Origin of the sequence: Citrobacter sp. RHB25-C09, from assembly GCF_013836145.1 — a bacterium.
Classification (GTDB): domain Bacteria; phylum Pseudomonadota; class Gammaproteobacteria; order Enterobacterales; family Enterobacteriaceae; genus Citrobacter_A.
Genome location: NZ_CP057483.1, coordinates 2,048,676 through 2,074,578, shown reverse-complemented (window position 1 = coordinate 2,074,578; position 25,903 = coordinate 2,048,676). Strand labels below are relative to the sequence as shown.

General features: G+C 52.5%; 27 protein-coding genes. 19 read left to right on the top strand and 8 right to left on the bottom strand.

Annotated elements, in window-relative coordinates:
* Positions 1-49: 49 nt before the first annotated feature.
* Together manA and HVY19_RS09670 are read left to right on the top strand one after the other, a co-directional pair.
* A complete protein-coding gene (gene manA / locus HVY19_RS09675; protein WP_181684083.1) occupies positions 50-1,225 on the top strand; it encodes a mannose-6-phosphate isomerase in 1,176 nt (391 codons plus the stop codon).
* 101 nt (positions 1,226-1,326) lie between these two features.
* Positions 1,327-2,835: a YdgA family protein gene (locus HVY19_RS09670; RefSeq protein ID WP_181684082.1), complete on the top strand. Its 1,509-nt coding sequence runs from the start codon at positions 1,327-1,329 to the stop codon at positions 2,833-2,835.
* Between the two features lie 91 nt (positions 2,836-2,926).
* Here HVY19_RS09670 and HVY19_RS09665 read toward each other — a convergent pair whose 3' ends face one another.
* A complete protein-coding gene (locus HVY19_RS09665; RefSeq protein ID WP_181684081.1) occupies positions 2,927-3,952 on the bottom strand; it encodes a Mal regulon transcriptional regulator MalI in 1,026 nt (341 codons plus the stop codon).
* A 175-nt stretch (positions 3,953-4,127) separates the two neighbouring features.
* Between HVY19_RS09665 and malX the strand changes: the two genes are divergently transcribed.
* The 3 genes from malX (at position 4,128) to add (ending at position 8,008) form a co-directional block, all read left to right on the top strand.
* Positions 4,128-5,720 carry a PTS maltose transporter subunit IICB gene (malX, locus tag HVY19_RS09660; protein WP_181684080.1) on the top strand — a complete coding sequence of 531 codons (1,593 nt, stop codon included), beginning with the start codon at positions 4,128-4,130 and terminating at the stop codon, positions 5,718-5,720.
* Between the two features lie 10 nt (positions 5,721-5,730).
* Positions 5,731-6,903 carry a MalY/PatB family protein gene (locus HVY19_RS09655; RefSeq protein ID WP_181684079.1) on the top strand — a complete coding sequence of 391 codons (1,173 nt, stop codon included), beginning with the start codon at positions 5,731-5,733 and terminating at the stop codon, positions 6,901-6,903.
* Positions 6,904-7,006: 103 nt separating this feature from the next.
* Positions 7,007-8,008, top strand: coding sequence for an adenosine deaminase (add, locus tag HVY19_RS09650; RefSeq protein ID WP_181684078.1), 1,002 nt, complete (start codon positions 7,007-7,009; stop codon positions 8,006-8,008).
* An 84-nt stretch (positions 8,009-8,092) separates the two neighbouring features.
* On the opposite strand, the gene HVY19_RS09645 is transcribed toward add, so the two are convergent.
* Complete coding sequence (locus tag HVY19_RS09645) at positions 8,093-9,133, bottom strand: oxidoreductase (RefSeq protein WP_181684077.1); 1,041 nt, start codon at positions 9,131-9,133, stop codon at positions 8,093-8,095.
* Between the two features lie 243 nt (positions 9,134-9,376).
* On the opposite strand from HVY19_RS09645, the gene blr reads away from it, so the two are divergent.
* The 12 genes from blr to gstA all read left to right on the top strand — a co-directional run bounded on the left by blr (position 9,377) and on the right by gstA (position 19,628).
* Positions 9,377-9,502 (top strand): division septum protein Blr, encoded by a 126-nt coding sequence (gene blr / locus HVY19_RS09640; RefSeq protein ID WP_181684253.1) that lies wholly within the window; start codon positions 9,377-9,379, stop codon positions 9,500-9,502.
* Positions 9,503-9,783: 281 nt separating this feature from the next.
* Positions 9,784-9,999: a transcription modulator YdgT gene (ydgT, locus tag HVY19_RS09635; protein ID WP_181684076.1), complete on the top strand. Its 216-nt coding sequence runs from the start codon at positions 9,784-9,786 to the stop codon at positions 9,997-9,999.
* 78 nt (positions 10,000-10,077) lie between these two features.
* Positions 10,078-10,518, top strand: coding sequence for a DUF2569 domain-containing protein (locus tag HVY19_RS09630; RefSeq protein WP_181684075.1), 441 nt, complete (start codon positions 10,078-10,080; stop codon positions 10,516-10,518).
* 76 nt (positions 10,519-10,594) lie between these two features.
* Complete coding sequence (rsxA, locus tag HVY19_RS09625) at positions 10,595-11,176, top strand: electron transport complex subunit RsxA (RefSeq protein ID WP_181684074.1); 582 nt, start codon at positions 10,595-10,597, stop codon at positions 11,174-11,176.
* A complete protein-coding gene (gene rsxB / locus HVY19_RS09620; protein ID WP_181684073.1) occupies positions 11,176-11,754 on the top strand; it encodes an electron transport complex subunit RsxB in 579 nt (192 codons plus the stop codon). The genes rsxA and rsxB overlap by 1 nt, the downstream gene beginning before the upstream one ends.
* Positions 11,747-13,786 carry an electron transport complex subunit RsxC gene (gene rsxC, locus HVY19_RS09615; RefSeq protein WP_181684072.1) on the top strand — a complete coding sequence of 680 codons (2,040 nt, stop codon included), beginning with the start codon at positions 11,747-11,749 and terminating at the stop codon, positions 13,784-13,786. Before rsxB ends, rsxC begins: the two co-directional genes overlap by 8 nt.
* The gene (rsxD, locus tag HVY19_RS09610; RefSeq protein WP_181684071.1) at positions 13,787-14,845 is read left to right on the top strand and encodes an electron transport complex subunit RsxD; all 1,059 of its coding nucleotides are present in this window, start codon (positions 13,787-13,789) and stop codon (positions 14,843-14,845) included.
* A 3-nt stretch (positions 14,846-14,848) separates the two neighbouring features.
* Positions 14,849-15,469, top strand: a complete 621-nt coding sequence (rsxG, locus tag HVY19_RS09605) for an electron transport complex subunit RsxG (protein WP_181684070.1) — start codon at positions 14,849-14,851, stop codon at positions 15,467-15,469.
* A 2-nt stretch (positions 15,470-15,471) separates the two neighbouring features.
* Positions 15,472-16,170: an electron transport complex subunit E gene (locus HVY19_RS09600; RefSeq protein ID WP_181684069.1), complete on the top strand. Its 699-nt coding sequence runs from the start codon at positions 15,472-15,474 to the stop codon at positions 16,168-16,170.
* A complete protein-coding gene (nth, locus tag HVY19_RS09595; protein WP_181684068.1) occupies positions 16,167-16,802 on the top strand; it encodes an endonuclease III in 636 nt (211 codons plus the stop codon). The genes HVY19_RS09600 and nth overlap by 4 nt, the downstream gene beginning before the upstream one ends.
* Before the next feature lie 609 nt (positions 16,803-17,411).
* Positions 17,412-18,917 carry a dipeptide/tripeptide permease DtpA gene (dtpA, locus tag HVY19_RS09590; RefSeq protein ID WP_181684067.1) on the top strand — a complete coding sequence of 502 codons (1,506 nt, stop codon included), beginning with the start codon at positions 17,412-17,414 and terminating at the stop codon, positions 18,915-18,917.
* A gap of 105 nt (positions 18,918-19,022) precedes the next feature.
* Positions 19,023-19,628, top strand: coding sequence for a glutathione transferase GstA (gene gstA / locus HVY19_RS09585; RefSeq protein ID WP_181684066.1), 606 nt, complete (start codon positions 19,023-19,025; stop codon positions 19,626-19,628).
* A gap of 59 nt (positions 19,629-19,687) precedes the next feature.
* Here gstA and pdxY read toward each other — a convergent pair whose 3' ends face one another.
* The 5 genes from pdxY to anmK all read right to left on the bottom strand — a co-directional run bounded on the left by pdxY (position 19,688) and on the right by anmK (position 24,266).
* A complete protein-coding gene (gene pdxY, locus HVY19_RS09580) occupies positions 19,688-20,548 on the bottom strand; it encodes a pyridoxal kinase PdxY (protein ID WP_181684065.1) in 861 nt (286 codons plus the stop codon).
* Between the two features lie 64 nt (positions 20,549-20,612).
* The gene (gene tyrS, locus HVY19_RS09575; protein ID WP_181684064.1) at positions 20,613-21,887 is read right to left on the bottom strand and encodes a tyrosine--tRNA ligase; all 1,275 of its coding nucleotides are present in this window, start codon (positions 21,885-21,887) and stop codon (positions 20,613-20,615) included.
* A gap of 126 nt (positions 21,888-22,013) precedes the next feature.
* Positions 22,014-22,670: a pyridoxamine 5'-phosphate oxidase gene (gene pdxH, locus HVY19_RS09570; protein WP_181684063.1), complete on the bottom strand. Its 657-nt coding sequence runs from the start codon at positions 22,668-22,670 to the stop codon at positions 22,014-22,016.
* 58 nt (positions 22,671-22,728) lie between these two features.
* Entirely contained in the window at positions 22,729-23,052 is a 324-nt protein-coding gene (gene mliC, locus HVY19_RS09565; protein ID WP_181684062.1) for a C-type lysozyme inhibitor, read from the bottom strand.
* A gap of 92 nt (positions 23,053-23,144) precedes the next feature.
* Positions 23,145-24,266: an anhydro-N-acetylmuramic acid kinase gene (gene anmK, locus HVY19_RS09560; protein WP_181684061.1), complete on the bottom strand. Its 1,122-nt coding sequence runs from the start codon at positions 24,264-24,266 to the stop codon at positions 23,145-23,147.
* 249 nt (positions 24,267-24,515) lie between these two features.
* On the opposite strand from anmK, the gene slyB reads away from it, so the two are divergent.
* Positions 24,516-24,983: an outer membrane lipoprotein SlyB gene (gene slyB, locus HVY19_RS09555; protein ID WP_181684060.1), complete on the top strand. Its 468-nt coding sequence runs from the start codon at positions 24,516-24,518 to the stop codon at positions 24,981-24,983.
* Positions 24,984-25,025: 42 nt separating this feature from the next.
* On the opposite strand, the gene slyA is transcribed toward slyB, so the two are convergent.
* Complete coding sequence (gene slyA, locus HVY19_RS09550; protein ID WP_181684059.1) at positions 25,026-25,466, bottom strand: transcriptional regulator SlyA; 441 nt, start codon at positions 25,464-25,466, stop codon at positions 25,026-25,028.
* Positions 25,467-25,689: 223 nt separating this feature from the next.
* Here slyA and HVY19_RS09545 point away from each other — a divergent pair, with 223 nt between their 5' ends.
* A complete protein-coding gene (locus HVY19_RS09545; RefSeq protein WP_181684252.1) occupies positions 25,690-25,902 on the top strand; it encodes a DUF1656 domain-containing protein in 213 nt (70 codons plus the stop codon).
* Position 25,903: the final 1 nt, after the last annotated feature.

Genomic DNA, 25,903 nt, shown 5'->3' with positions numbered 1-25,903 from the left:
CTTGCTTTAATAACCGAATTATATTCCACGAAAAAACAGGGCATTGATAATGCAAAAACTCATCAACTCCGTGCAGAACTACGCCTGGGGCAGCAAAACCGCACTGACTGAACTCTATGGCCTTGCCAACCCACAGCAATTACCGATGGCTGAACTGTGGATGGGCGCGCACCCAAAGAGCAGTTCTCAGGTTGTAGATGCCTCCGGAAAGGCTGTTTCGCTGCGCGACGTGATTGATAACGATAAAGCCACCCTGCTAGGCGACGCCGTTGCCCAACGCTTTGGCGAATTACCTTTCCTTTTTAAAGTCCTGTGCGCCGCTCAGCCCTTGTCGATTCAGGTGCATCCGAATAAGCACAATTCCGAAATCGGCTTTGCGAAAGAAAACGCAGCCGGGATCCCAATGGATGCCGCAGAACGTAACTACAAAGATCCGAACCACAAGCCGGAACTGGTATTTGCCCTGACGCCGTTCCTCGCAATGAACGCGTTTCGTGAGTTTTCTGAAATTGTATCTCTGCTGCAACCTGTATCAGGCGCACATCCCGCCATTGCCCATTTTCTCGAAAAACCAGATGCGGAACGCCTGAGCCAACTTTTCGCCGCGCTACTGAATATGCAGGGAGAAGAAAAATCACGCGCGCTGGCGATTCTTAAAAGTGCGCTGGACACACAGCAAAGCGAACCGTGGGAAACCATTCGCCTGATCGCCGGGTTTTATCCCGACGACAGTGGGCTGTTCTCACCGCTGCTGTTAAACGTGGTGAAACTGAATCCGGGTGATGCCATGTTCTTGTTTGCAGAAACGCCGCATGCCTATCTGCAAGGCGTAGCGCTGGAGGTCATGGCAAACTCCGATAACGTGCTGCGTGCCGGCCTGACGCCGAAATATATCGACATTCCGGAACTGGTGGCGAACGTCAAATTTGAGGCGAAACCGGCCAACCGGTTACTGACGACACCGCAGAAAAACGGTCCGGAACTGGACTTCCCGATTCCGGTCGATGATTTTGCCTTCTCGCTCCATGATCTCTCTGCGCAAAGTGTTGCCATCGAACAGTCAAGTGCCGCCATTTTGTTCTGCGTGGAGGGCGAGGCGCTGCTGCAAAAAGGTGAACAGCGTCTGACGCTCAAACCGGGTGAGTCGGCGTTTATTAGTGCCGCCGAGTCTCCGATCACCGCCAGCGGCGTGGGACGTTTAGCGCGGGTATTCAACAAACTCTAGCAACTTACTGAATTTTTTAACAACTCTTGCTAAGCTAGTAAGAGGTCTTCGAATTCTCCAGGTGGCCTATGCTGCCTGGTTTCATTTTATGGATAAACAATATGAAAAAATCGCTGGTAGCTGCGAGTGTGATCGTCGCACTCGGCGTCGTCTGGACGGGCGGCGCATGGTACACAGGTAAAAAGCTTGAAAAGCATCTTTCTGAAATGGTCACCCAGGCGAATGAGCAAATTAAGCGCTCTGCGCCGGAGGCAAACGTAGAGCTTGGCTATCAGAACTATCAGCGCGGCGTGTTCAGCAGCCAGTTGCAACTGGTGATCAAGCCGGTCGCCGGAAAAGAAAACCCGTGGCTAAAAGCCGGTCAGAGCGTGGTATTTAACGAATCTGTCGATCACGGTCCCTTCCCGTTCGCCCAACTAAAAACCTTTAATCTTCTGCCTTCAATGGCCTCGGTGAAAACCACGTTAGCCTCAAATGATGTTAGCAAGCCATTGTTTGATTTGGCAAAAGGGGAAACGCCGTTCGAGATTAATTCTCGCATTGGCTATAACGGAGACTCCCGTTCTGTTATCAATCTTAAGCCACTGAATTATGAAAAAGACGCTGAGAAAGTTGCTTTCAGCGGCGGCGAATTTACGCTCAATGCGGATAAAGAGGGCAACGTCGTCTCTTTATCTGGTGAAGCGCAAAGTGGCCTGGTCAATGCAGTTAACGAATATGACCAAAAGGTTCAACTCACCTTTAATAACCTGAAAACAGAAGGCTCCAGCACCCTGGCAAGCTTTGGCGAGCGCATCGGCAACCAAAAAGTGTCCCTGGAAAAAATGGCCATTTCGATTGAAGGTAAAGAGATGGCGCTGCTGGAAGGCATGGAGATCAGCGGCAAATCCGATCTGGTCAACGACGGCAAAACCATTAACAGCCAGCTCGATTACTCGCTTAACAGTCTGAAGGTGCAAAATCAGGATCTGGGTAGCGGCAAATTGACCGTCAAAGTTGGCCAGATTGACGGCGAGGCATGGCATCAGTTTAGTCAGCAGTACAATGCGCAAACGCAGGCATTGCTGTCCCAACCAGAAGTAGTGAGCGATCCGGAACTCTATCAGGAGAAAGTCACCGAAGCTTTCTTTGGTGCCCTGCCACTGTTGATGAAAGGCGAGCCGGTGATCACTATCGCACCGTTGAGCTGGAAAAATGCCAAGGGAGAAACGGCCTTTAATCTTTCCCTTTTCCTGAAAGATCCCGCAACTGCAACTGGCGAGCCGCAAACGCTGGCGGACGAAGTGGACCGTTCCGTGAAGTCACTTGACGGGAAAATCACGATTCCAGTGGATATGGCCATTGAATTTATGACGCAAATCGCCCGACTGGAAGGGTATCAGCAGGACGAAGCCGCGGAACTGGCGAAACGGCAGGTGAATGGTATGGCGGCGATGGGACAGATGTTCCGCATCACTACGCTGAAGGACAATACCATTGGTTCCAGCCTGCAGTACGCCAACGGTCAGGTTACGTTGAACGGTAAGAAAATGCCCCTTGAGGAATTCGTCGGTATGTTTGGCATGGCGTCCCTGCCAATGCCTGATGCGCCCGCAATGCCTCAGCAGTAAACAGAAAACCCCTCGTCAGAGGGGTTTTTTATTCGGTGGTGCTTACCGTGTATATCTGATAAGCGAAACGCCATTCGACATAATACCCGGTCTATTGCACGACAAGACGCGCAGCCATCGTCTGGTTACGACTATGGCTGTCCTCGTGACTGATGCGCTGTAAGATCCGCTCCGCCAGGGTATAGCCCATTTCCCGGGCGGGTGTCGTGGCCCAGACGATGGGAAGATCGTCCAGCGCGTTTTCTGCGACATCAGCAAAGGCGCCCAGTGAGACCTGCTGTTCAAAGTAGCGATCGACACCCCCTTCACCGCTCTGACGCCCTGCTCTCATCAGACCAAACCACGCGCCCATCGCGATAGTTTCGTTATAACAAACGACGGCGCTGATGGTCGGATTGCGCCGTAACAAAGCCGTGATAGCTTCAGCGGCCTGTTTTTGGCTGGAGGCGCACTCCAGCACCCAGTCGCTGTGAAAGGGTAAGCCGTATTTCAGCAGCGTGGCGCAGTACCCCCCCACGCGCTCGGCGCGGGTTAATGACGAGCTTTTCCCTCCCAGCCACGCAATACGCTGATGTCCGTGACGAATCAGGTGTTCCGTCAGTAGTTGCGAGGCCTGCATGTTATCCGGGCGAACAGTATCAACTTCATCGATATAACTGGCTCGTGAAGCGAAAACCACCGGGATCCCCTTCTCTTCCGCCATAATGCGCAGAGTCTCGCTACTGCCTGCCGCCCCGGCGATCACAACGCCATCAACCCCTTGATTAAGCAACATTGTAAAGCGCTGCGTGAGTTGCTCTCCGTCCTTGCCACCATGCAGCAAAAAGACCATTCGCCCTTGCGCTTCCAGCGCCTCCGTGAGACCCGCCGTCAGCTCCGCGTAAAACTGTGTCGACAAGTCGCGAACGATGAGGCCGACAACGCCGCTTTGCCCCCCTCGCAGCGCCGAGGCCTGGCGGTTGCGCACAAAGCCAAGCTGTTCAATGGCCGCATTTACGCGTTCGCCAGTCGCCGATGAGATTCGGCCTTTGCCGCTCAGGACCAATGAAACCGTACTGACGGAAACCCCAGCTGCCAGCGCAACATCGTGGATAGTTATTTTTTTGGCGATAGCCATGAAAACGACAGTCTCCCTGATTTCGTGACAGATAAAACGTTTTATCAATTACTTATCTTTATACGCTTTATTATCCTTCAGGAATGTGATTTCTGCCGCACTAAAATTAGGTAAAACGTTTTATCTTCTTGCTCAAATTCACTCATTCAAATGGATTTTCACAAGGAATCGTTAGATGACGGCGAAAACAACACCAAAAATCACGTTATGGGAGTTCTTCCAACAGTTGGGCAAAACGTTTATGTTGCCCGTGGCATTACTGTCATTTTGCGGAATTATGCTAGGGATTGGCAGTTCACTGAGCAGCCATGACGTCATAACCCTACTCCCCGCGCTGGGTAACCCGGTTCTTCAGGCTATCTTCACCTGGATGAGTAAAGTCGGATCGTTCGCCTTTAGCTTCCTGCCGGTCATGTTTTGTATCGCCATCCCGTTAGGGCTGGCCCGTGAAAACAAAGGCGTTGCCGCATTTGCCGGTTTTGTTGGCTATGCAGTGATGAACCTCGCCGTTAACTTTTGGCTGACGGCGAAAGGTATTCTCCCCACGACTGACGCCGCGGTCCTGAAAGCAAACAACATTCAGAATATCCTCGGCATCCAGTCCATCGACACCGGGATCCTCGGCGCGGTTATCGCCGGTATTATTGTCTGGATGCTGCATGAACGCTTCCACAACATCCGCCTGCCGGATGCGCTCGCGTTCTTCGGCGGCACCCGCTTTGTGCCGATTATCTCCTCCGTCGTCATGGGACTGGTCGGGTTGGTGATCCCGCTGGTGTGGCCCGTGTTTGCCATGGGGATCAGCGGACTGGGTTATATGATCAATAGCGCAGGCGACTTTGGTCCGATGCTGTTTGGTACGGGTGAACGCCTGCTGCTGCCGTTCGGTTTGCACCATATTCTGGTCGCGCTGATTCGCTTTACCGACGCGGGCGGCACTCAGGAAGTCTGCGGACAGAGCGTGAGCGGCGCGCTGACCATCTTCCAGGCGCAACTGAGTTGCCCTACCACGCAAGGCTTCTCTGAAAGTGCGACCCGCTTCCTTTCACAAGGCAAAATGCCCGCATTCCTCGGCGGTTTGCCCGGTGCCGCATTAGCGATGTACCACTGCGCACGACCGGAGAACCGTCATAAAATTAAAGGGTTGCTGATTTCCGGGCTGATTGCCTGCGTCGTTGGTGGCACGACGGAACCGCTCGAATTCCTGTTCCTGTTCGTCGCACCGGTTCTGTATGTCATCCACGCGCTGTTGACCGGCCTGGGCTTCACCATGATGTCTGTGCTGGGCGTGACCATCGGTAACACCGACGGCAATATTATCGATTTCGTGGTGTTTGGGATCCTGCACGGTCTGTCGACCAAGTGGTATCTGGTGCCAGTGGTTGCCGCAGTCTGGTTTGCGGTGTACTACGTCATCTTCCGCTTCGCGATCACCCGCTTTAATCTTAAGACGCCGGGGCGTGACAGCGAAATTGCCAGCACCATTGAAAAAGCAGTTGCCGGCGCGCCGGGCAAGTCTGGCTATAATGTGCCGGCGATCCTGGAAGCGCTGGGTGGCGCGGATAATATCGTTAGCCTGGACAACTGCATTACCCGCTTGCGTCTGTCGGTGAAAGATATGTCGCTTGTGAATGTTCAGGCGCTGAAGGACAATCGCGCAATTGGTGTCGTACAGTTGAATCAACATAACCTGCAGGTGGTTATTGGTCCGCAAGTTCAGTCTGTAAAGGATGAAATGGCCGGTCTGATGAACACCGTTCAGGCATAAGGACAAGCGCATGTTCGATTTTTCACAGGTCGTAGACAGACAGGGAACGTGGTGTACGCAATGGGATTATGTCGCCGACCGTTTCGGTTCTGCCGACCTGCTGCCGTTTACTATTTCTGATATGGACTTTGCCACGGCCCCCTGCATCCTGAAGGCGCTGAATCAGCGCCTTACCCACGGCGTGCTGGGCTACAGTCGCTGGAAAAATGATGAGTTCCTCGGTGCTATCTCGCACTGGTTTGCGATTCGCCACAATAGCGCGATTGACGCCTCTTCGCTGGTCTATGGCCCTTCCGTTATTTACATGGTTTCAGCATTAATTCGTCAGTGGTCATCCGTGGGAGATGGCGTGGTTATCCATACCCCTGCCTATGACGCGTTCTACAAAGCGATCGAAGGCAACCAGCGCAAGGTTTATCCTGTCGCGCTGGAAAAGCAGGACGGCGACTGGCACTGTGATATGAACAAGCTGGAAGCGGTGCTGGCGCGCGGGGAAAGCAAAATCCTCCTTCTGTGTAGTCCGCAGAACCCCACCGGCAAAGTCTGGACGCGTTCTGAGCTGGAAACGATGGCGGAACTTTGCCAGCGCCACGGCGTGCGGGTGATCTCAGATGAAATTCATATGGATATGGTGTGGGGCGAACAGCAACATATTCCCTGGAGTAACGTGGCGCGTGGCAGTTGGGCATTGCTGACGTCCGGTTCAAAGAGCTTCAATATTCCTGCCCTGACGGGGGCATATGGCCTGATCGAAGACGCTGACAGCCGTAATCGCTATCTGCAAGCATTGAAAGGTCGCGATGGACTCTCTTCTCCTGCCGTACTGGCGCTGACGGCGCATATCGCGGCCTATGAGCAAGGTGCGCCCTGGCTCGATGCGCTGCGGGATTATCTTCAGGGTAATTTACGCTTCGTTGCAGATACGCTAAACAACGCATTTCCGACGCTCCACTGGCAGGTGCCACAGTCCACCTATCTCGCCTGGATCGATCTACGGCCGCTGTGCCTGGATGACACTGCGTTGCAAAACACGCTGATCCAGCAGGAAAAAGTGGCTATTATGCCAGGCTACACCTATGGCGATGAAGGACGAGGATTTATTCGCCTGAACGCCGGGTGCCCGCGTTCGAAACTGGAAAGAGGCGTAGCCGGATTGATTAACGCCATCCATTCCTTACGCTGATGACATGTTGCGCAATGAAATTTGTCATTGCGCAACATAGCTTTTATGGCGAATTTGTTTTTATAATAGCGCGCACTTTTATATCAGAAAAATGAGTGCGACCATGATTGATACTTCCCTGCCTTTAACTGACATTCATCGCCACCTCGATGGTAACATCCGACCACAAACGATTCTGGATCTTGGCCGCCAGTTTAATCTGCCTCTTCCCGCACAAACGCTGGAAAGTTTAATTCCCCATGTTCAGGTGACTTCCGCAGAACCCGACCTGGTCAGCTTTCTCTCTAAGCTGGACTGGGGGGTAAAAGTCTTAGCGTCCCTCGATGCCTGCCGCCGCGTGGCACGCGAGAATATTGAGGATGCCGCCCGCAACGGTCTGCACTATGTCGAACTGCGTTTTTCACCGGGTTATATGGCAATGGCGCATCAGTTACCGGTTGCCGGTGTTGTTGAAGCCGTTATCGATGGTGTACGCGAGGGTTGCCAGGATTTCGGCGTACAGGCGCGTCTGATTGGCATCATGAGCCGAACCTTTGGTGAAGCGGCTTGTCTCCAGGAACTTGAAGCACTGCTCGCGCACCGTGACCAAATCACTGCGCTCGATCTGGCGGGTGATGAACTGGGTTTCCCTGGCAGTTTGTTCCTCTCGCATTTTAATCGCGCGCGTGACGCAGGCTGGCGTATTACAGTTCATGCGGGGGAAGCGGCCGGTCCGGAGAGTATCTGGCAGGCAATTCGTGAACTGGGCGCGGAGCGAATTGGTCATGGCGTGAAAGCGGTTGAAGACCCGGCGCTGCTTGATTTTCTTGCAGAACAACGTATCGGAATGGAATCCTGCCTGACGTCAAATATTCAGACCAGCACCGTTGCATCACTGGCGGTTCATCCGCTGAAAACCTTCCTTGAGCATGGCATTCTCGCGAGCATCAATACTGACGACCCAGCGGTTCAGGGCGTGGATATTATTCATGAATACACCGTGGCAGCCCCGGCGGCCGGGCTGAGCCGAGAACAGATTCGTCAGGCGCAGATTAACGGTCTGGAAATCGCTTTCCTGAGTGCGGCGGAGAAACAGGCGCTTAGAGATAGAGTAGCAGCAGCGTAAGCGGCAATGCCGGAAAGCGCTAACGCTTTCCCGTCCAGTGGCTTGTAGGCCCGGTGAGCGACAGCGCCACCGGGCACATCGAGATTATGCGAGGCACAGCGTCGAGCGATGCTTCGCCGACTCAATCCCGAGCTCAATCAGTTCCATAATCTGAATTGCCTGGCTCGCCGGAACCGGGTTTTCTCCATTACCGTTGAGCGCATCACGAATACCCGCATAATAAGCAGGATAATTCCCCGGCACGGTCAGCCAGGTTTCTTCGACCCGCGCTTCGCCTTCTACCCGCGTTAACACGCCGTCACGCATGTCATACCCCCAGTCCTCTTGCGGCAATCGCTCACCGTTTTTCAGGCGCTCTTCCTGCGGGTCAAGACCGTATTTAACATAGCTGGCACGAGAGCCGTGCACGATATAGCGCGCCGATTCCGCCGCCGCCAGCATGGTGCCATGCAACACAACCCGACGCTGTGGATACGAGAGAATGGCATGGAAGTAGTCTGTCGATTGCGCGCCCGGCCGCAACTGTGCTAAATCCACCGTCATACTGACCGGCAGGCCGAACAAATTGATCGCCTGATCGAGAAGATGCGGTGCAAGATCGTACCAGATGCCACTGCCCGGACCACCCTGCTCACGCCAACGGTCACGCACCTGCGGACGAAAGCGATCGAAATGAGATTCAAAATAGGCGACCTCACCAAGAACGCCTTCTGCCAGCATCGCTTTCAATGTCAAGAAATCACTATCCCAGCGGCGGTTATGGAACACAGACAGTACTCGCCCCAGACTGCGTGCCAGAGAATCCAGCTCACGCGCTTGTGACAGTGTCACGGTAAATGGCTTATCGACCACCACATGTTTACCCGCTTCCAGCGCTGCTTTCGCCAGCGGGAAATGGGTATCATTAGGTGTTGGAATGACGATCAGGTCGATATTCGGGTCATTAAACAGATGCTTCGGCTCTGAGACAACCGCCACGGAAGGCCAGTCAGCCTTCACTTTTGCTGCATCGCTACTGGAAACCACCGCCAATTCCAGCCCAGGCGTTCCCGCAATAAGAGGGGCATGGAAGGTTTTACTGGCGTAACCGTAGCCAATCAGTCCAACTCGGATGTTGTCACTCATAAAATTGCCTCTTGTTTCAGTCTGTGGCTATTTCACACTATCCATGAACCACTCACAATAGTGTAATAACCTTACAGGGAAAATGGTTGCAAACTTAACTTAAGTCAAACAATCAACACTTTCAGATTACTTTACTGCAAAAAGTTGCTGAAATCGTTCCCGCCCTACTTGCCGTGACAATTATTGCTAAGTAACATCTGCTTCCTGGTATTTATGGATAAATCAACGAAAATGTCATCAGTAATCAATCGTCTCATTGAATTAACAGGTTGGGTTGTTCTCGCGGTTTCCGTGGTATTGCTTGGCGTCGCTAATCATATTGATAATTACCAACCCCCAGAGCCTGTGACCACCCCGCAAGCCAAATAATCTCTTGAGCTTTACCTCCGTAGGTTACTGAGCCAGGCCTTTTCCTCAGGTGATATCCAGAAAAGGCTGAATTTCTGTCTTTATCGGGTAATTGTGACGTATCCAGCGCCTGTGGTTATTGCCAGTTGCCTTCAGTCACGTTACCCTTCCCCTGATATCGTTTTACATGCGATATTTTACTTAAGAATATACTTATTTCGTTTTTTGTTCCCCGGCTTATTTTCCCGGGAATAGTCTTTTTATTTCTCAGTTACACCTATTTATATCAGGGATCTCTGTATATGACTGTTCAGGATTATTTATTAAAATTCCGTAAAATTAGTTCTCTCGAAAGTCTGGAAAAGCTGTTTGATCATCTGCATTATTCACTTACTGACGATCGGGACATTATCAATATGTACCGCGCCGCCGATCACCGCCGCGCTGAACTGGTTTCCGGCGGTCGACTGTTTGACGTAGGACAAGTCCCTAAGTCTGTCTGGCGTTTCGTTCAATAAGAAAGTAGCGATCGCGAGCAAAGGCTTTATAATACCAGCCCCATAAAGAACGGTACGTCTGGCTATTCCGGAGATTTTATGACCACAACACCGGCGCAGCGCATTGGAGGCTGGTTACTGGGCCCTTTAGCCTGGCTTTTAGTTGCATTATTAAGCGCGTCCTTGGCGCTCTTTTTGTATGCCACCGCCCTTGCCACACCGCAAACATTCGATATGCTGGCGCAGCAAAGCACAGGTAATCTGCTGCTTTGGGGTGTCTCTTTGCTTACCGCAATCGCCATGTGGTATTACACCCTGTGGTTGACAATTGCCTTCTTCAAGCGCAGACGCTGCGTGCCTAAACATTACATTGTCTGGCTGCTGGTTTCGGTACTGCTGGCAATCAAGACATTCGCATTTTCGCCCGTTCCTGATGCCCTGGCCGTTCGCCAACTGTTGTTCCCGCTGCTTGCGGCGGCACTTTTAGCGCCTTACTTCCGCCGCTCGACGCGTGTGAAAGCGACTTTTGTGAACCCGTAATAACCTTACAGTTAACCTGTTGTCGCCTGCTGCTGATTATCAGATAATAGGCGGCTTTTTTATTTCAGGCCGAAAAATGACTGATTACCTGCTGCTGTTTGTCGGAACTGTGCTGGTCAATAACTTTGTACTGGTGAAGTTTCTGGGTCTTTGCCCGTTTATGGGGGTTTCCAAAAAGCTGGAAACCGCGATGGGTATGGGGCTTGCGACGACTTTCGTGATGACGCTTGCCTCAATATGCGCGTGGCTGATTGATACCTGGGTCCTCATTCCACTAGACCTTATCTATCTGCGCACGCTGGCCTTTATTCTGGTCATTGCGGTTGTTGTGCAATTTACTGAGATGGTGGTGCGCAAGACCAGTCCGGCACTGTATCGCCTGCTGGGTATCTTCTTGCCGTTGATCACGACCAACTGTGCGGTGCTGGGCGTCGCGTTGTTGAATATCAATCTCGGTCATAATTTTTTGCAGTCGGCGCTGTACGGCTTTTCCGCCGCCGTCGGCTTCTCGTTGGTGATGGTACTGTTCGCAGCCATTCGTGAACGTCTCGCAGTGGCTGATGTCCCTGCTCCTTTCCGCGGTAACGCGATTGCGCTGATTACCGCAGGGTTAATGTCTCTGGCCTTTATGGGCTTTAGTGGTTTGGTGAAGTTGTAATGAATGCTATCTGGATTGCCGTTGCCGCCGTGAGCCTGCTGGGTCTGGTGTTTGGCGCCATTCTGGGTTATGCCTCCCGCCGTTACGCGGTGGAAGATGATCCTGTTGTTGAAAAAATTGATGAGATTTTGCCGCAAAGCCAGTGTGGGCAATGCGGTTACCCCGGCTGTCGCCCTTATGCAGAGGCCATCGGCAGTCAGGGTGAAAAAATTAACCGCTGTGCGCCCGGCGGCGAAACCGTGATGCTGAAAATCGCGGAACTGTTGAACGTGGATCCACAACCTATCGATGGCGATGAACAGGATGTTGCCCCCGTCCGTATGCTGGCGGTTATTGATGAACCCAACTGTATTGGGTGTACAAAATGTATTCAGGCCTGCCCCGTGGATGCCATTATCGGTGCCACCCGCGCGATGCACACGGTCATGAGCGATCTTTGTACCGGCTGTAATCTTTGCGTCGATCCATGTCCGACCCAATGTATTGAATTACGCCCGGTCGCTGAAACGCCAGACAGTTGGAAGTGGGATTTAAATACCATTCCCGTTCGTATTATTCCCGTGGAACAACATGCTTAATTTATTCTCTGCGTTTAAAAAGAATAAGATTTGGGATTTTGATGGCGGTATTCATCCGCCTGAAATGAAGTCTCAGTCCAACGGCACACCGCTGCGCCAGGTTCCTCTTGCGCAGCGCTTTGTTATGCCGCTTAAGCAGCACATTGGTGCCGAAGGTGAACTGTGCGTCGCCGTTGGCCAGCACGTGCTGCGCGGACAACCACTGACGCGCGGGCGTGGCCGAATGCTTCCGGTTCATGCGCCGACCTCCGGTACTGTTGTTGCGATAGCGCCTCACTCTACTGCTCATCCTTCGGCACTGGCAGAACTGAGCGTGATTATCGATGCCGATGGCGAAGATCGCTGGATTGAGCGCGAAGGCTGGGTGGACTATCAAAACCATAGCCGCGAAGCGCTCATTAGTCGTATTCATCAGTTCGGTGTCGCGGGACTTGGCGGTGCAGGCTTCCCCACGGGCGTTAAATTGCAAGGCGGCGGCGATAAAATTGAAACGCTGATCATTAATGCGGCGGAATGCGAGCCCTATATCACCGCTGACGACCGCCTGATGCAGGATTGCGCCGCCCAGGTCATTGAGGGGATTCGTATCCTCGCGCATATCCTGCAGCCGCGAGAAGTCCTGATTGGCATTGAAGACAATAAACCGCAGGCAATTTCAATGCTGCGCGCGGTACTGGCCGATACCCATGATATCTCTCTGCGCGTGATCCCGACCAAATACCCTTCCGGCGGTGCTAAACAGCTGACGCAAATCCTGACGGGGAAACAGGTTCCCCACGGTGGTCGCTCGTCGGATATAGGGGTATTGATGCAAAACGTCGGCACCGCTTACGCCATCAAGCGCGCGGTCATTGACGGCGAGCCAATTACAGAACGCGTCGTTACCGTCACCGGTGAGGCAATTGCGCGTCCCGGCAACGTCTGGGCCAGACTGGGAACACCGGTTCGACATCTGCTGAATGACGCCGGTTTCTGCCCTTCTGCCGATCAAATGGTCATTATGGGCGGCCCATTGATGGGCTTCACGCTGCCGTGGCTTGACGTTCCGGTAGTGAAAATCACCAACTGTCTGTTGGCACCTTCGGCAACAGAAATGGGTGAGCCGCAGGAAGAGAAAGGCTGCATCCGCTGTAGCGCCTGTGCTGATGCCTGCCCTGCCGATTTGCTGCCGCAGCAACTTTACTGGTTTAGCAAAGGCCAACAGCATGACAAGGCCACTGCGCATAATCTCGCTGACTGTATTGAGTGCGGTGCCTGTGCATGGGTCTGCCCAAGTAACATTCCGTTAGTGCAGTATTTCCGCCAGGAGAAGGCGGAGATCAACGCGATTAAACTGGAAGAAAAACGTGCTGCAGAAGCGAAAATGCGTTTCAAAGCCCGACAGGCACGGCTGGAGCGTGAAAAAGCAGCCCGCCTGGAAAGACATATAAAAGCCGCCGTGCAGCCTGCGGCAAAAGATAAAGATGCCATTGCGGCGGCACTGGCTCGCGTAAAAGAAAAACAAGCGCAGGCGACGCAGACGGTGATCGTTAAAGCCGGTGAAAAGCCCGACAACAGTGCGGTCATCGCCGCCCGTGAAGCGCGTAAGGCGCAGGCGCGAGCAAAACAGGCGGGTAACGAGGTTGTTGCGGACGTTGATCCACGTAAGGCTGCGGTCGAAGCCGCCATCGCCCGTGCAAAAGCCCGTAAACAAGAACAGCTGAACAGCAGCGAACACGCTGCACCTGCTGAGACGGTTGATTCGCGTAAGGCTGCGGTCGAAGCGGCCATCGCCCGTGCGAAAGCGCGTAAACAAGAACAGCAAAACAGCAGCCAACACGCTGCGCCTGCTGAAACAGTCGATCCGCGTAAGGCTGCGGTCGAAGCGGCCATCGCCCGTGCAAAAGCGCGCAAACAAGAACAGCAGGCTAGCGCTGAAACGGCCATCCCCGCTGCCGCCGCCGAAGATCCGCGAAAAGCGGCAATCGCTGCTGCGATTGCCCGCGCTAAAGCCAAAAAAGCCGTTCAGCAGCAGGTTGTTAACGAGGAATAAATGGTATTCAGAATCGCAAGCTCCCCTTATACGCATAACCAGCGACAAACGTCGCGCATCATGCTGCTGGTTTTACTCGCTGCTGTACCGGGCATTGCCGCGCAGTTATGGTTCTTCGGTTGGGGGACTCTGTTTCAGATAGTCATTGCGTCAGTAAGTGCGCTACTGGCTGAAGCCCTTGTGCTTAAACTGCGTAAACAGCCAGTTGTGCCTGTTTTGAAAGACAACTCCGCGTTGCTCACCGGTTTACTGCTTGCGGTGAGTATTCCTCCGCTCGCGCCATGGTGGATGGTGGTCCTCGGAACGGTATTCGCCGTGATTATCGCCAAACAGTTGTATGGCGGGCTGGGACAAAACCCGTTTAACCCGGCAATGATAGGCTACGTGGTGCTACTGATCTCCTTCCCCGTGCAGATGACCAGCTGGCTTCCACCCCATGATATTGCCGCAACCGCACCTGGTTTCGTCGATGCGCTTCAGGTTATTTTTACCGGGCATACGGCAAGCGGCGGTGATATGAACTCGCTACGTATGGGCATTGACGGAATAAGCCAGGCCACGCCGTTGGATACCTTTAAAACCTCGCTCCATGCCGGACGCTCCCTAGAGCAAATCATGGATTATCCCATCTTTAGCGGCATGCTTGCGGGTGCAGGCTGGCAGTGGGTGAACCTGGCATGGCTGGCAGGCGGGGTGTTCCTGCTATGGCAAAAAGCGATTCGATGGCATATTCCGCTTAGCTTTCTACTCTCGCTGGCGGTATGCGCAACGTTGGGCTGGCTGTTAGCGCCGGATACGCTCGCCTCACCGCAAATACATTTGCTATCCGGGGCGACGATGCTTGGCGCATTCTTCATTTTGACCGATCCGGTGACGGCGTCGACGACCAACCGTGGCCGCTTGCTGTTTGGTGCGCTGGCGGGTCTTCTGGTGTGGTTAATCCGTAGCTTCGGCGGTTATCCCGATGGCGTAGCATTTGCTGTCCTGTTGGCGAATATCGCGGTTCCGCTGATTGACTACTATACGCGTCCTCGCGTATACGGACACCGCAAAGGATAAACCATGCTGAAGACTATCCGTAAACATGGCATCACTCTGGCGCTGTTTGCTGCGGGCTCAACCGGGCTGACCGCGGCCATCAACCTGATGACCAAAACAACAATTGATGAACAGGCCGCGATTCAGCAAAAGGCACTGTTTGATCAGGTTCTCCCTGGTGACCGTTATAATAACCGCTTACAGGACCGCTGCTTTGTGGTGAACACCCCGCAACTGGGCAAAGGTGAACACCGGGTTTATATCGCGGAACAGGATGGCAAGCCCGTCGCCGCGATTCTTGAAGCCACCGCGCCTGATGGCTATTCCGGCGCGATCCAATTGCTGGTTGGTGCTGACTTTAACGGTACCGTTTTAGGTACCCGCGTGACTGAACACCATGAAACACCGGGTCTGGGCGATAAAATCGAACTGCGCCTTTCCGACTGGATCACCCTTTTCAGCGGCAAGCAGATCCAGGGCGATAACGATAGCCACTGGGCGGTAAAAAAAGACGGCGGCGATTTTGATCAGTTTACTGGCGCCACGATTACCCCTCGAGCGGTGGTTAACGCGGTCAAGCGTGCGGGTTTGTATGCGCAGACGCTCCCCGCGCAATTGTCTCAACTTCCTGTTTGCGGAGATTAACCATGAGCGAAATTAAAGAAGTCATCGTTCAGGGATTGTGGAAAAACAACTCTGCACTGGTGCAACTACTGGGGCTTTGTCCCCTGTTGGCAGTCACCTCAACCGCGACAAATGCGCTTGGCCTGGGACTCGCCACGACGCTGGTGCTCACACTGACTAACCTGACGGTTTCTGCACTGCGTCGTTGGACACCCCCAGAGATCCGTATTCCTATCTATGTGATGATCATCGCCTCGGTAGTAAGCGCAGTGCAGATGTTGATTAATGCCTATGCGTTCGGTCTTTATCAGTCGTTGGGCATTTTTATCCCGCTGATCGTGACTAACTGTATTGTTGTTGGCCGTGCTGAGGCCTTCGCCTCCAGGAAAGGCCCCGCGCTTTCCGCGCTTGACGGGTTTTCGATTGGGATGGGGGCCACCTGCGCGATGTTCGTGCTGGGTTCCCTGCGTGAAATCATTGGTAACGGCACACTGTTCGACGGTGCCGACGGTCTGCTCGGCAGTTGGGCGAAAGTCTTACGGGTGGAAATCTTCCATACCGACTCCCCGTTCCTGCTGGCCATGTTACCGCCGGGTGCTTTCATTGGCCTGGGTCTGATGCTGGCGGTAAAATATCTCATTGATGAGAAAATGAAAAAACGCCGCGCCAGTGCAGCAGTAGCCACTCAACTGCCCTCCGGCGAACAAGGGAATGTGTCATGAACAAAGCGAAGCGGCTGGAAATATTGACGCGATTACGCGATAACAACCCTCACCCGACGACAGAACTGAACTTCAGTTCCCCTTTTGAACTGCTGATTGCTGTGTTGCTTTCTGCACAGGCAACCGACGTCAGCGTTAACAAGGCAACGGCAAAACTCTACCCGGTTGCGAATACGCCTGCGGCGATGCTTGAACTTGGTGTCGAAGGGGTGAAGTCCTACATCAAAACCATCGGCCTGTTTAACAGTAAGGCCGAAAACGTCATCAAAACCTGCCGGATCCTGCTTGAACAGCACCAGGGAGAAGTCCCCGAAGATCGTGCTGCGCTGGAGGCACTACCAGGTGTCGGACGCAAAACAGCAAACGTGGTGCTAAATACCGCCTTTGGTTGGCCGACCATCGCCGTGGACACCCATATTTTTCGCGTCTGCAACCGCACGCAGTTTGCCCCTGGTAAAAACGTCGAGCAGGTTGAGGAGAAACTGCTGAAAGTCGTACCGGCGGAATTTAAGGTCGATTGTCACCACTGGTTCATTCTTCATGGCCGCTACACCTGTATCGCCCGCAAACCACGCTGTGGCTCCTGCATTATTGAAGACTTGTGCGAGTACAAAGAGAAAGTCGATATCTGATCCTCAGGGGAGGAATTTTCCGCCCCTTTCATAACCCTTGTTGATCCACTCTCTCACTCACTTTCAACCGACAATCATTCCGCATCTTTAGTCATATCTAATGCATTATCGCTGGGTTCTAACACTTAGCCAGGTTAATCATTTTTTTAATAACGAAAAATTCTATTCAGTTGTGATCCAGATCAATCCGATAACTTAATGTAAATCATTTTAATAAAAAATGTTAAATACGCAATGAAATGACCTGTGCATGACTTTTAATCACAAAACATTACACTGCCTATTTTTCAGATAATGGCCTTTATCACTGGGGTGAAAGGCAAATAGCAGAACATATCGCCAATTAGCCTTTTCAGACCCACTGCTATAGTGTAAAAATCTGCCATTTCATTTTTAGAGAAATTTAACGCTGGATAACATTTGCCAACCCCGTGAAATACACCACTCCAGATATATGTAACAGATTATTACAAAGGACTTGTCTGAAAGTGCAAGATAGTGAACATTACTTGCCGTTTCCCCTCCCACTATAACAATCTCACGGCTGCCAGGCAGGTAACACGTGACTGAACACCCCCGTTAATATGGGATGTAAAAAAAGAGGTAAAAGTGTCTACTGCAAACAATAAACCAACTGAAAGCGTCAGTCTTAATGCTTTCAAACAACCTAAAGCGTTCTATCTCATCTTCTCTATCGAGCTCTGGGAACGTTTCGGTTATTACGGCCTGCAAGGGATCATGGCCGTCTACCTGGTTAAGCAACTGGGTATGTCAGAAGCGGATTCAATCACCCTTTTCTCCTCCTTTAGCGCCCTTGTATACGGTCTGGTCGCCATTGGCGGTTGGTTAGGGGATAAAGTTTTGGGTACCAAGCGCGTCATTATGCTCGGTGCTGTGGTGCTGGCTATCGGCTATGCTCTGGTGGCATGGTCCGGTCACGATGCCGGTATCGTCTATATGGGTATGGCTGCCATTGCCGTAGGTAACGGTTTATTTAAAGCGAACCCATCGTCACTGCTTTCAACCTGCTATGCAAAAGATGACCCGCGTCTTGATGGTGCATTTACCATGTACTACATGTCCGTCAACATCGGTTCATTCTTCTCCATGCTGGCGACACCGTGGCTGGCTGCAAAGTATGGCTGGAGCACTGCGTTCGCACTGAGCGTCGTCGGTATGCTGATCACCGTGGTGAACTTTGCCTTCTGCCAACGCTGGGTGAAAAACTACGGCTCTAAACCAGACTTCGAGCCGATCAACTACCGTAACCTGCTGCTGACCATCGTCGGCGTGGTTGCCCTGGTTGCCGTCGCAACCTGGCTGCTGCACAACCAGGAAATTGCTCGTATGGCGCTGGGTGTGATCGCGCTGGGTATCGTCTTTATCTTCGGTAAAGAAGCTTTCGCGATGAAGGGTGCGGCGCGCCGTAAAATGATCGTGGCATTCATTCTGATGCTGGAAGCGATTATCTTCTTCGTTCTGTACAGCCAGATGCCGACCTCGCTTAACTTCTTTGCGATTCGTAACGTTGAGCACTCAATCCTTGGTTTTGCCTTCGAACCTGAACAGTATCAGGCGCTGAACCCATTCTGGATCATCATCGGTAGCCCAATTCTTGCCGCTATCTACAACAAAATGGGTGACACCCTGCCAATGCCGACCAAGTTCGCGATTGGTATGGTCCTGTGTTCCGGTGCGTTCCTCGTTCTGCCGCTAGGTGCAAAATTCGCGACCGATGCGGGTATCGTTTCAGTGAACTGGCTGATCATTTGCTACGGCCTGCAGAGCATCGGTGAACTGATGATTTCTGGTCTGGGTCTGGCGATGGTGGCACAGCTGGTGCCGCAGCGTCTGATGGGTTTCATCATGGGTAGCTGGTTCCTGACCACTGCTGGCGCAAACATCATTGGCGGTTACGTCGCAAACATGATGGCCGTGCCAGAAAACGTGACTGACCCGCTGATGTCTCTGGAAGTCTACGGTCGCGTGTTCCTGCAGATTGGTGTGGCAACTGCCGTTATTGCCGTGCTGATGCTGCTGACCGCACCGAAACTGAATCGTATGACTCAGGATGACGACACCAACGCAAAAGCGACAAATACCGCGACTGCATAACGTGTTGGGAAACTAAAATTGAGGCCGCTAACTGTGCGTTAGCGGCTTTTTTTTTGCCCTAACACGATTTAGGATAAATGAAACCTCTGTCGAAAGGAGTTACCGATGAAACTGTTCTATAAACCGGGTGCCTGTTCCCTCGCCTCACATATCATCCTTCGTGAGAGCGGGAAGGATTTCACGCTGGACGGCGTCGATTTAATGAAAAAGCGCCTGGAAAATGGCGATGATTTTTTTGCGGTAAATCCAAAAGGACAGGTCCCAGCCCTTCTGCTTGATGATGGCACGCTGCTGACTGAAGGTGTGGCGATCATGCAATATCTCGCCGATAACGTCCCTGACCGCCAACTGCTTGCCCCGGTAAGCAGTATTTCGCGGTATAAGACCCTGGAATGGCTTAACTACATTGCCACCGAGCTGCATAAAGGGTTTACGCCATTGTTTCGCCCGGACACGCCAGAGGACTATAAACCTACCGTTCGCGCGCTACTGGAGAAAAAACTTCAGTACGTTAACGACGCGCTGAAGGAAGGCCAGTGGATCTGTGGCTCGCGTTTTACTATCGTGGATGCCTACCTGTTTACCGTTCTACGTTGGGCATATGCGGTGAAACTGAATATGGATGGGTTTAGCCATATTGCTGGCTATATGAAGCGTGTAGGTGAGCGCCCTGCGGTTGCTGCGGCGCTGAAAGCGGAAGGGTTAATTTAGAAGATGTTGCCGGGTGGCACTGACGCTTACCCGGCAAATCGCGGCAATTTTCGAATCTGTTACAGCAGGGTCGCGCTAAAATAGTGCTCGGGCTGGGCAATACGATCCTGAGCGGCAACAACCTGTAATTCATATTCCTGCATCGCTTTGGTGGCGATCATAATCTCATATACGGCGGCAGTGACATGTTCCAGCGCATGCTGAACCGTTGCGCCCTGCAACAGTTTTACCAGCAGTAAACCGCTGGTGACGTCGCCAACGCCAACAGGTTGTCGTGCACCAAAGTCGACCAGTGGACGGCTGATATGCCACGCCTCATGCGCTGTTACCAGTAGCATTTCAAAACGATCCTGACTGTATCCCGCTCGTGCAAGATGCTTCACCAGCACAATTTCTGGCCCCTGCGCGATCAGTTCACGGGCGGCGGCAACCGCTTCCGCGACGCTGTTAACTGGGTGTTCACAGAGAATTTCCAGTTCAACCAGGTTGGGCGCGATAATATCGCTGGCCGGTAGCGCGTAGCGAACGTGAAATTCCGCCACTCCAGGGGCCACGATGCACCCTTTTTCTGGATGTCCCATCACCGGGTCGCAGAAATATTTTGCCTGCGGGTTCGCTGCCTTCACCTGACGAACGATCCCTAAGATATGCTCGCCCTGCTCCGCTGAGCCGAGATAACCGCTCAGAACGGCATCGCAGGTCTGAAGTTTATTAATATCGGCAATACCCTGAACAATTTCCGTCAGATGGCCTGGAGGCATGACGCAGCCGGTCCATTTTCCATACTGGGTATGATTCGAGAACTGAACGGTATTCAGAGGCCAGACATTTGCGCCAAGGCGGCGCATCGGGAATTCTGCTGCACTATTGCCCGCATGTCCGAAAACCACATGGGACTGGATGGCGAGGATATTCTTCATTATTTCTTACCACAACCCTGAAAAAATTAAGGGCGTGGTTTCCCACGCCCCTGCATCATGTGAATTACTTCCAGCACACCAGGCAATAATTCTTTTTACCCCGACGTAACAGGGTGTAGCGACCAAACAGGCGATCGGCTTCCACGAAGACATATTCAGGATCGGTCTGTTTTTCACCGTTAATGGTTACCGCATTCGAAGCAATGGTTTTACGCGCCTGTCCACGAGACGGTTGCAGTTCAGAGTCCACCAGCGCTTGCATCAGATCGGCCCCTTTTTCCATCTCGACCATTGGCACGCCGTCCTGCGCCAACTGCTCGAAATCGGCTTCGCTCAACGCGCTCAGGGAACCGCTGAACAGGCTTTCAGTAATGCGTTTAGCTGCCACCAGACCCTCTTCGCCATGAACAAGACGCGTGACCTGCTCGGCCAGCACGTACTGGGCGCGCGGCGCTTTGCCACTGTTTTTGTCTTCTTCTTCCAGGGCATTGATCTCTTCAATGTCCATAAAGGTGAAGAACTTCAGGAAGCGATAAACGTCAGCATCGGCGGTGTTGATCCAGAACTGGTAGAATTTGTACGGACTGGTCTTCTTCGGATCTAACCAGACTGCGCCACCTTCGGTTTTACCGAACTTCGTACCGTCGGCTTTGGTGATCAGCGGAACGGTCAGCCCAAAGACCTGGTTCTGATGTAAACGACGGGTCAGGTCGATACCCGAGGTAATGTTACCCCACTGGTCTGAGCCACCAATCTGTAAAACGACGCCGTGCAGTTTATTCAGGCAGGCAAAGTCATACCCCTGCAGCAGGTTGTAGGAGAACTCAGTAAAGGAGATACCCTGATCGTCACGATTGAGACGCTGCTTCACCGCTTCTTTGTTAATCATCTGGTTAACAGAGAAATGCTTACCGATATCACGCAGGAAGGTCAGCACGTTCATGCTGCCAAACCAGTCGTAGTTATTGGCGGCGATTGCCGAGTTGTCTCCGCAGTCGAAATCCAGGAACGGTGCAACCTGTTTACGGATTTTGTCTACCCACTCCTGAACAGTGTCTTCGGTGTTCAGTTTACGCTCGGCAGCTTTGAAGCTCGGGTCGCCAATCAGACCGGTCGCGCCGCCAACCAGTGCGACAGGCTTGTGGCCGGCCATCTGGAAGCGTTTCAGGCATAACAATGGAACAAGATGCCCCAAATGCAAGCTGTCAGCGGTAGGATCGAAGCCGCAATAGAGCGCGATCGGGCCTTGCGCCAGTCGCTCTGCTAACGCTACCTCATCCGTCACCTGGGCCACCAGCCCCCGCTCTTGCAATTGTTTAATCAAGTTACTGCTTGCCATCAAAATCTCCATGTATAAAACGACTGCACCTATGCCGGTACACGACTTTTCGCCAGACGCGAAAGGTATATAGAATAAAGCGCTGGCGCACGTAGCGCTAGCGCTTAACACAACAATTTTCGGGGATTAAGGCGCCAGTCGGTCAATTTTCCATGCGTTGTTTTCACGCTGGTAAAGAAAACGGTCATGCAGGCGGTGTTCACCCCCCTGCCAGAACTCCATTTGCTCAATGCTCACGCGAAATCCCCCCCAGAAACTGGGAAGTGGGATTTCGCCCTGCTGGAATTTCTGTTTCAGTTCGAAGAATTTGCTTTCGAGGATCCCACGCGCCGAAATTCGGCTGGACTGTTTTGACACCCAGGCACCGATTTGACTGTCACGCGGACGGCTGTGGAAGTATTTCACCACTTCAAGTGTAGAAAGACGTTCGGCTTTGCCTATCACCATCACCTGACGTTCAAGCATATGCCAGGGGAACAGCAGACTCACCCGGGGATTATTTTCAATTTGATGCGCCTTGCGGCTACCGAGGTTGGTATAAAACACCAGCCCTTTTTCATCATAATGCTTCAGCAGGACAATCCGCTGATACGGCTGGTGGTTTTCGTCAACCGTAGCAACGACCATTGCCGTTGGGTCTGCCAGTCTGGCATCACATGCCTGAGCCAACCAGCGTTCGAAGAGGGATAAAGGTTCTGCGGGAAGATCGTGGCGTCGCAGGCCACCTTTGGTGTATTCGCGGCGCAGATGCGCAATTTGCTGCAATTCGTCGTTATCAGACATGGTGTTCGCTACGGATTGTCAGTGGGTGGCGCTATTGTGCGCCGCCCTGCTGTAAATCTCAACGCTTCGGGTTTTGTAACTGGCAGTTATTTAACACAATGCGGTCGCGCTTATAGATGGTCGCCGTGTCGCCTTTCGACCAGAAGACATAAATTCCGTCAGTGTAGCGTGCGCCGGATGCGGAAACACCCTGTTTAAGGTTGAGCATTTTATTGTCATAAATAAAGCTCACATCCTGACGGGTATTATTCAACTTTACGGTAAGCGGTTTTTCATCACACTGATATTCCAGTGTGTCCGTTTGCATACGTTCGACAAACTGGTTGTAGACGCTACAACCCGTCAGCATGAGCGGCAAACATACGAGTAACAGTTTTTTCATAGACGTATCCCGAAAACTTTCCTGGTCCGGAGGGTGAATTCACCCTCCCTAAGATCAAGAGTGTAACGGCAGAAGAGGCAAGAAAAATTCAGTTAACTCTGAGTTCGCGGGTTAGCCGGAAAAATAGCGCCTAATACGCTGGCTTCTCTGGCCCCCGTCACGGACGGCAAATTGCCGGGAAGCCCTGCCAGCGTCCGCCAGGCAAGCCACGCAAACGCGAGAGCTTCCATATCATCACCGCTGATCCCTGCATCATCAGTAGAGGTAACCTCGGTGCCCGGCAGAAGACCAGCGAGTCGCGCCATCAACAACGGGTTGCGACTCCCGCCTCCACAAACCATCAGTCGCTCACAGCCTCCGCTGAGCAACACCTGTTCTGCAATCGTGACCGCCGTCAGTTCGGTTAATGTGGTTTGTACATCGCGGGGATCTACGCCCGGAAACGCGGCAAGATGTCGTTCCACCCAGCCATAATTGAAATACTCGCGCCCCGTGCTTTTCGGCGCAGGTAAAGAAAACCACGGATCGCTGAGCATATTTTGCAGCAGCGGAAGGATCACCGTACCCGCGCTGGCCCACTGCGCATCCTGATCGTACGGTTTCCCGCGCTGACGCCAGATCCATGCATCCATCAACATGTTCCCCGGCCCGGTATCGTGTCCACGAACGGGTTGACCCGGAATAAGCATCGACAGATTGGCGATACCGCCGATGTTCAGCACCATTCGACGTTCGCTCGGGTGCGCCAAAAGCGCATGGTGAAATGCGGGAACAAGCGGCGCGCCCTGCCCCCCGAGCGCAATATCACGGCGGCGGAAGTCGCCCACTACGGTAATGCCCGTCAGTGCGGCAATCTGATTATTATCGCCAATTTGCAGGGTATGCGGGGCATTCCCCGTCGGCTCGTGCCAGACCGTTTGCCCGTGGCACCCTATGGCAACCACATCTTGCGGACGCAGCTTTTCCTGGGCCAGCAGCGCATTGACCGCCTCAGCAAACAGTTTTCCTAATCGCACATCGAGTTGCCCGAGTTGCGAAAGGGTCAAGGGTTGTCCCTGGCAAATATCGAGGATCGCCTGTTTCAGGGAAACGGGCATCGGCCAGCTCAGACTGCCCTGCTGTGCAACCATTGTGTCATCTATTGTCGCCAGTACCACGTCGACACCGTCCAGACTGGTGCCTGACATTACGCCAATAAAGCGGCCTGATTTCATAAATGTTCCTTTTGAGCATCACTTTTTTGCGTAAACACTCCATCATAAACGCTCAACCAATGCTACGATTCATTGTCCTTTTTATTATAAAGAGCGCCGTCAGATTCGTTTAGAGAGGGTTAACCTGACTACTATTATGATTTGTGCATTGTTACGAGGGAGAACAAGTGACCTTTACCGCGCAAATGCCATATAATTTAACCATGAGGGATGCTGGGTAGCGTTTCATGGTGAACAGGAGATTTTCAAATGATTAAACGTGTGCTGATCGTTTCACTGGCGGGTTTATCTTTAGTAGGTTGTACCAACACCTCTAGCCTTTCCGGTGATGTCTATACGGCTTCTGAGGCGAAGCAGGTTCAGAACGTCACTTACGGTACAGTGGTCCACGTTCGACCGGTACAAATTCAGGCAGGTGATGATTCCAACGTCATCGGTGCGATTGGCGGTGCTGTGCTCGGCGGTTTCCTCGGAAGTACCGTTGGTGGGGGTACCGGTCGTTCATTAGCCACCGCAGCGGGTGCTGTGGCTGGTGGCGTGGCGGGCCAGGGCGTCCAGGGCGCGATGAACAAAACGCAGGGTGTTGAACTCGAAATTCGGAAAGATGATGGCAATACCATCATGGTGGTTCAGAAACAGGGTGATACCAAATTCTCTGCGGGTCAGCGCGTTGTTATGGCCAGCAACGGTAGCCAGGTTACCGTTTCTCCGCGCTAAGCAAATTAACGTGTGGTCAGTAACTGGCCACACGTTTCCCGTTTAGTCGTGAGACTGTAGTTCGATAATGTTGTGTTCCAGACGTGCAATAAGCTTGATCAGCAGATCAATTTCCTGCATTGAAATACCTTCCAGAATTTCACCACGGGTTTTGTTGATGACTGCTTCCATATCGGCGATCAGCGGTTCTGCCTTTTCAGTCAGCTTAATGCGTTTTGCCCGGCGATCGCTGGCACATGTCTGACGTGAAATCAGCCCCTTCTCTTCGAGCTGATCCAACGTACGTACCAACGATGGCTGTTCAATACCGATCGCTTTTGCCAGTTGTATCTGTGATTGATCCGGTGGCAGTTGGTGGATATTGTGCAGTGTTACCCAGTGAGTCTGCGTCAACTCCAGAGGCTTAAGACGGTGGTCTATCAAAGCACGCCATATGCGCACCAACCGTGCCAGATCAGAACCTAGTGGCGATTCCAATTTCATCTCCTTATAATTAGCTTGCTAAGATATTATACTGATTTTAGAATAGTGTGCAGCATTTGTATTTCTAAAACAAATGGATTGCTGCATTTGGTAACCACCGGACATATTTTTCAGAAATTACGCGAAAATAGCGCGCGTCGTATCGGTTTTTTGCTAAACCTGGAGAAACGCCACTTGACGCAAAGGAATATTGCTTGTGACCTCCGCATTTTCTTCAACAGGAATGCCTCTACAGGACGTGGTATTCGGGGCTTCCGTTTATTTTCCTCCTCTGTTTACCGCCTTTGTGCCTGGATTTGTTCTTTGGCTCTGTATTCATCGTCTCCTGCGCGACCGACTTTATTCCGGCGAGTTCTGGCATCCATTATTAATGGATTTATCGCTCTTTACTCTTTGTGTATGTCTGAGTTTTCTATTGCTGGTCGTGTGGTGCTGAA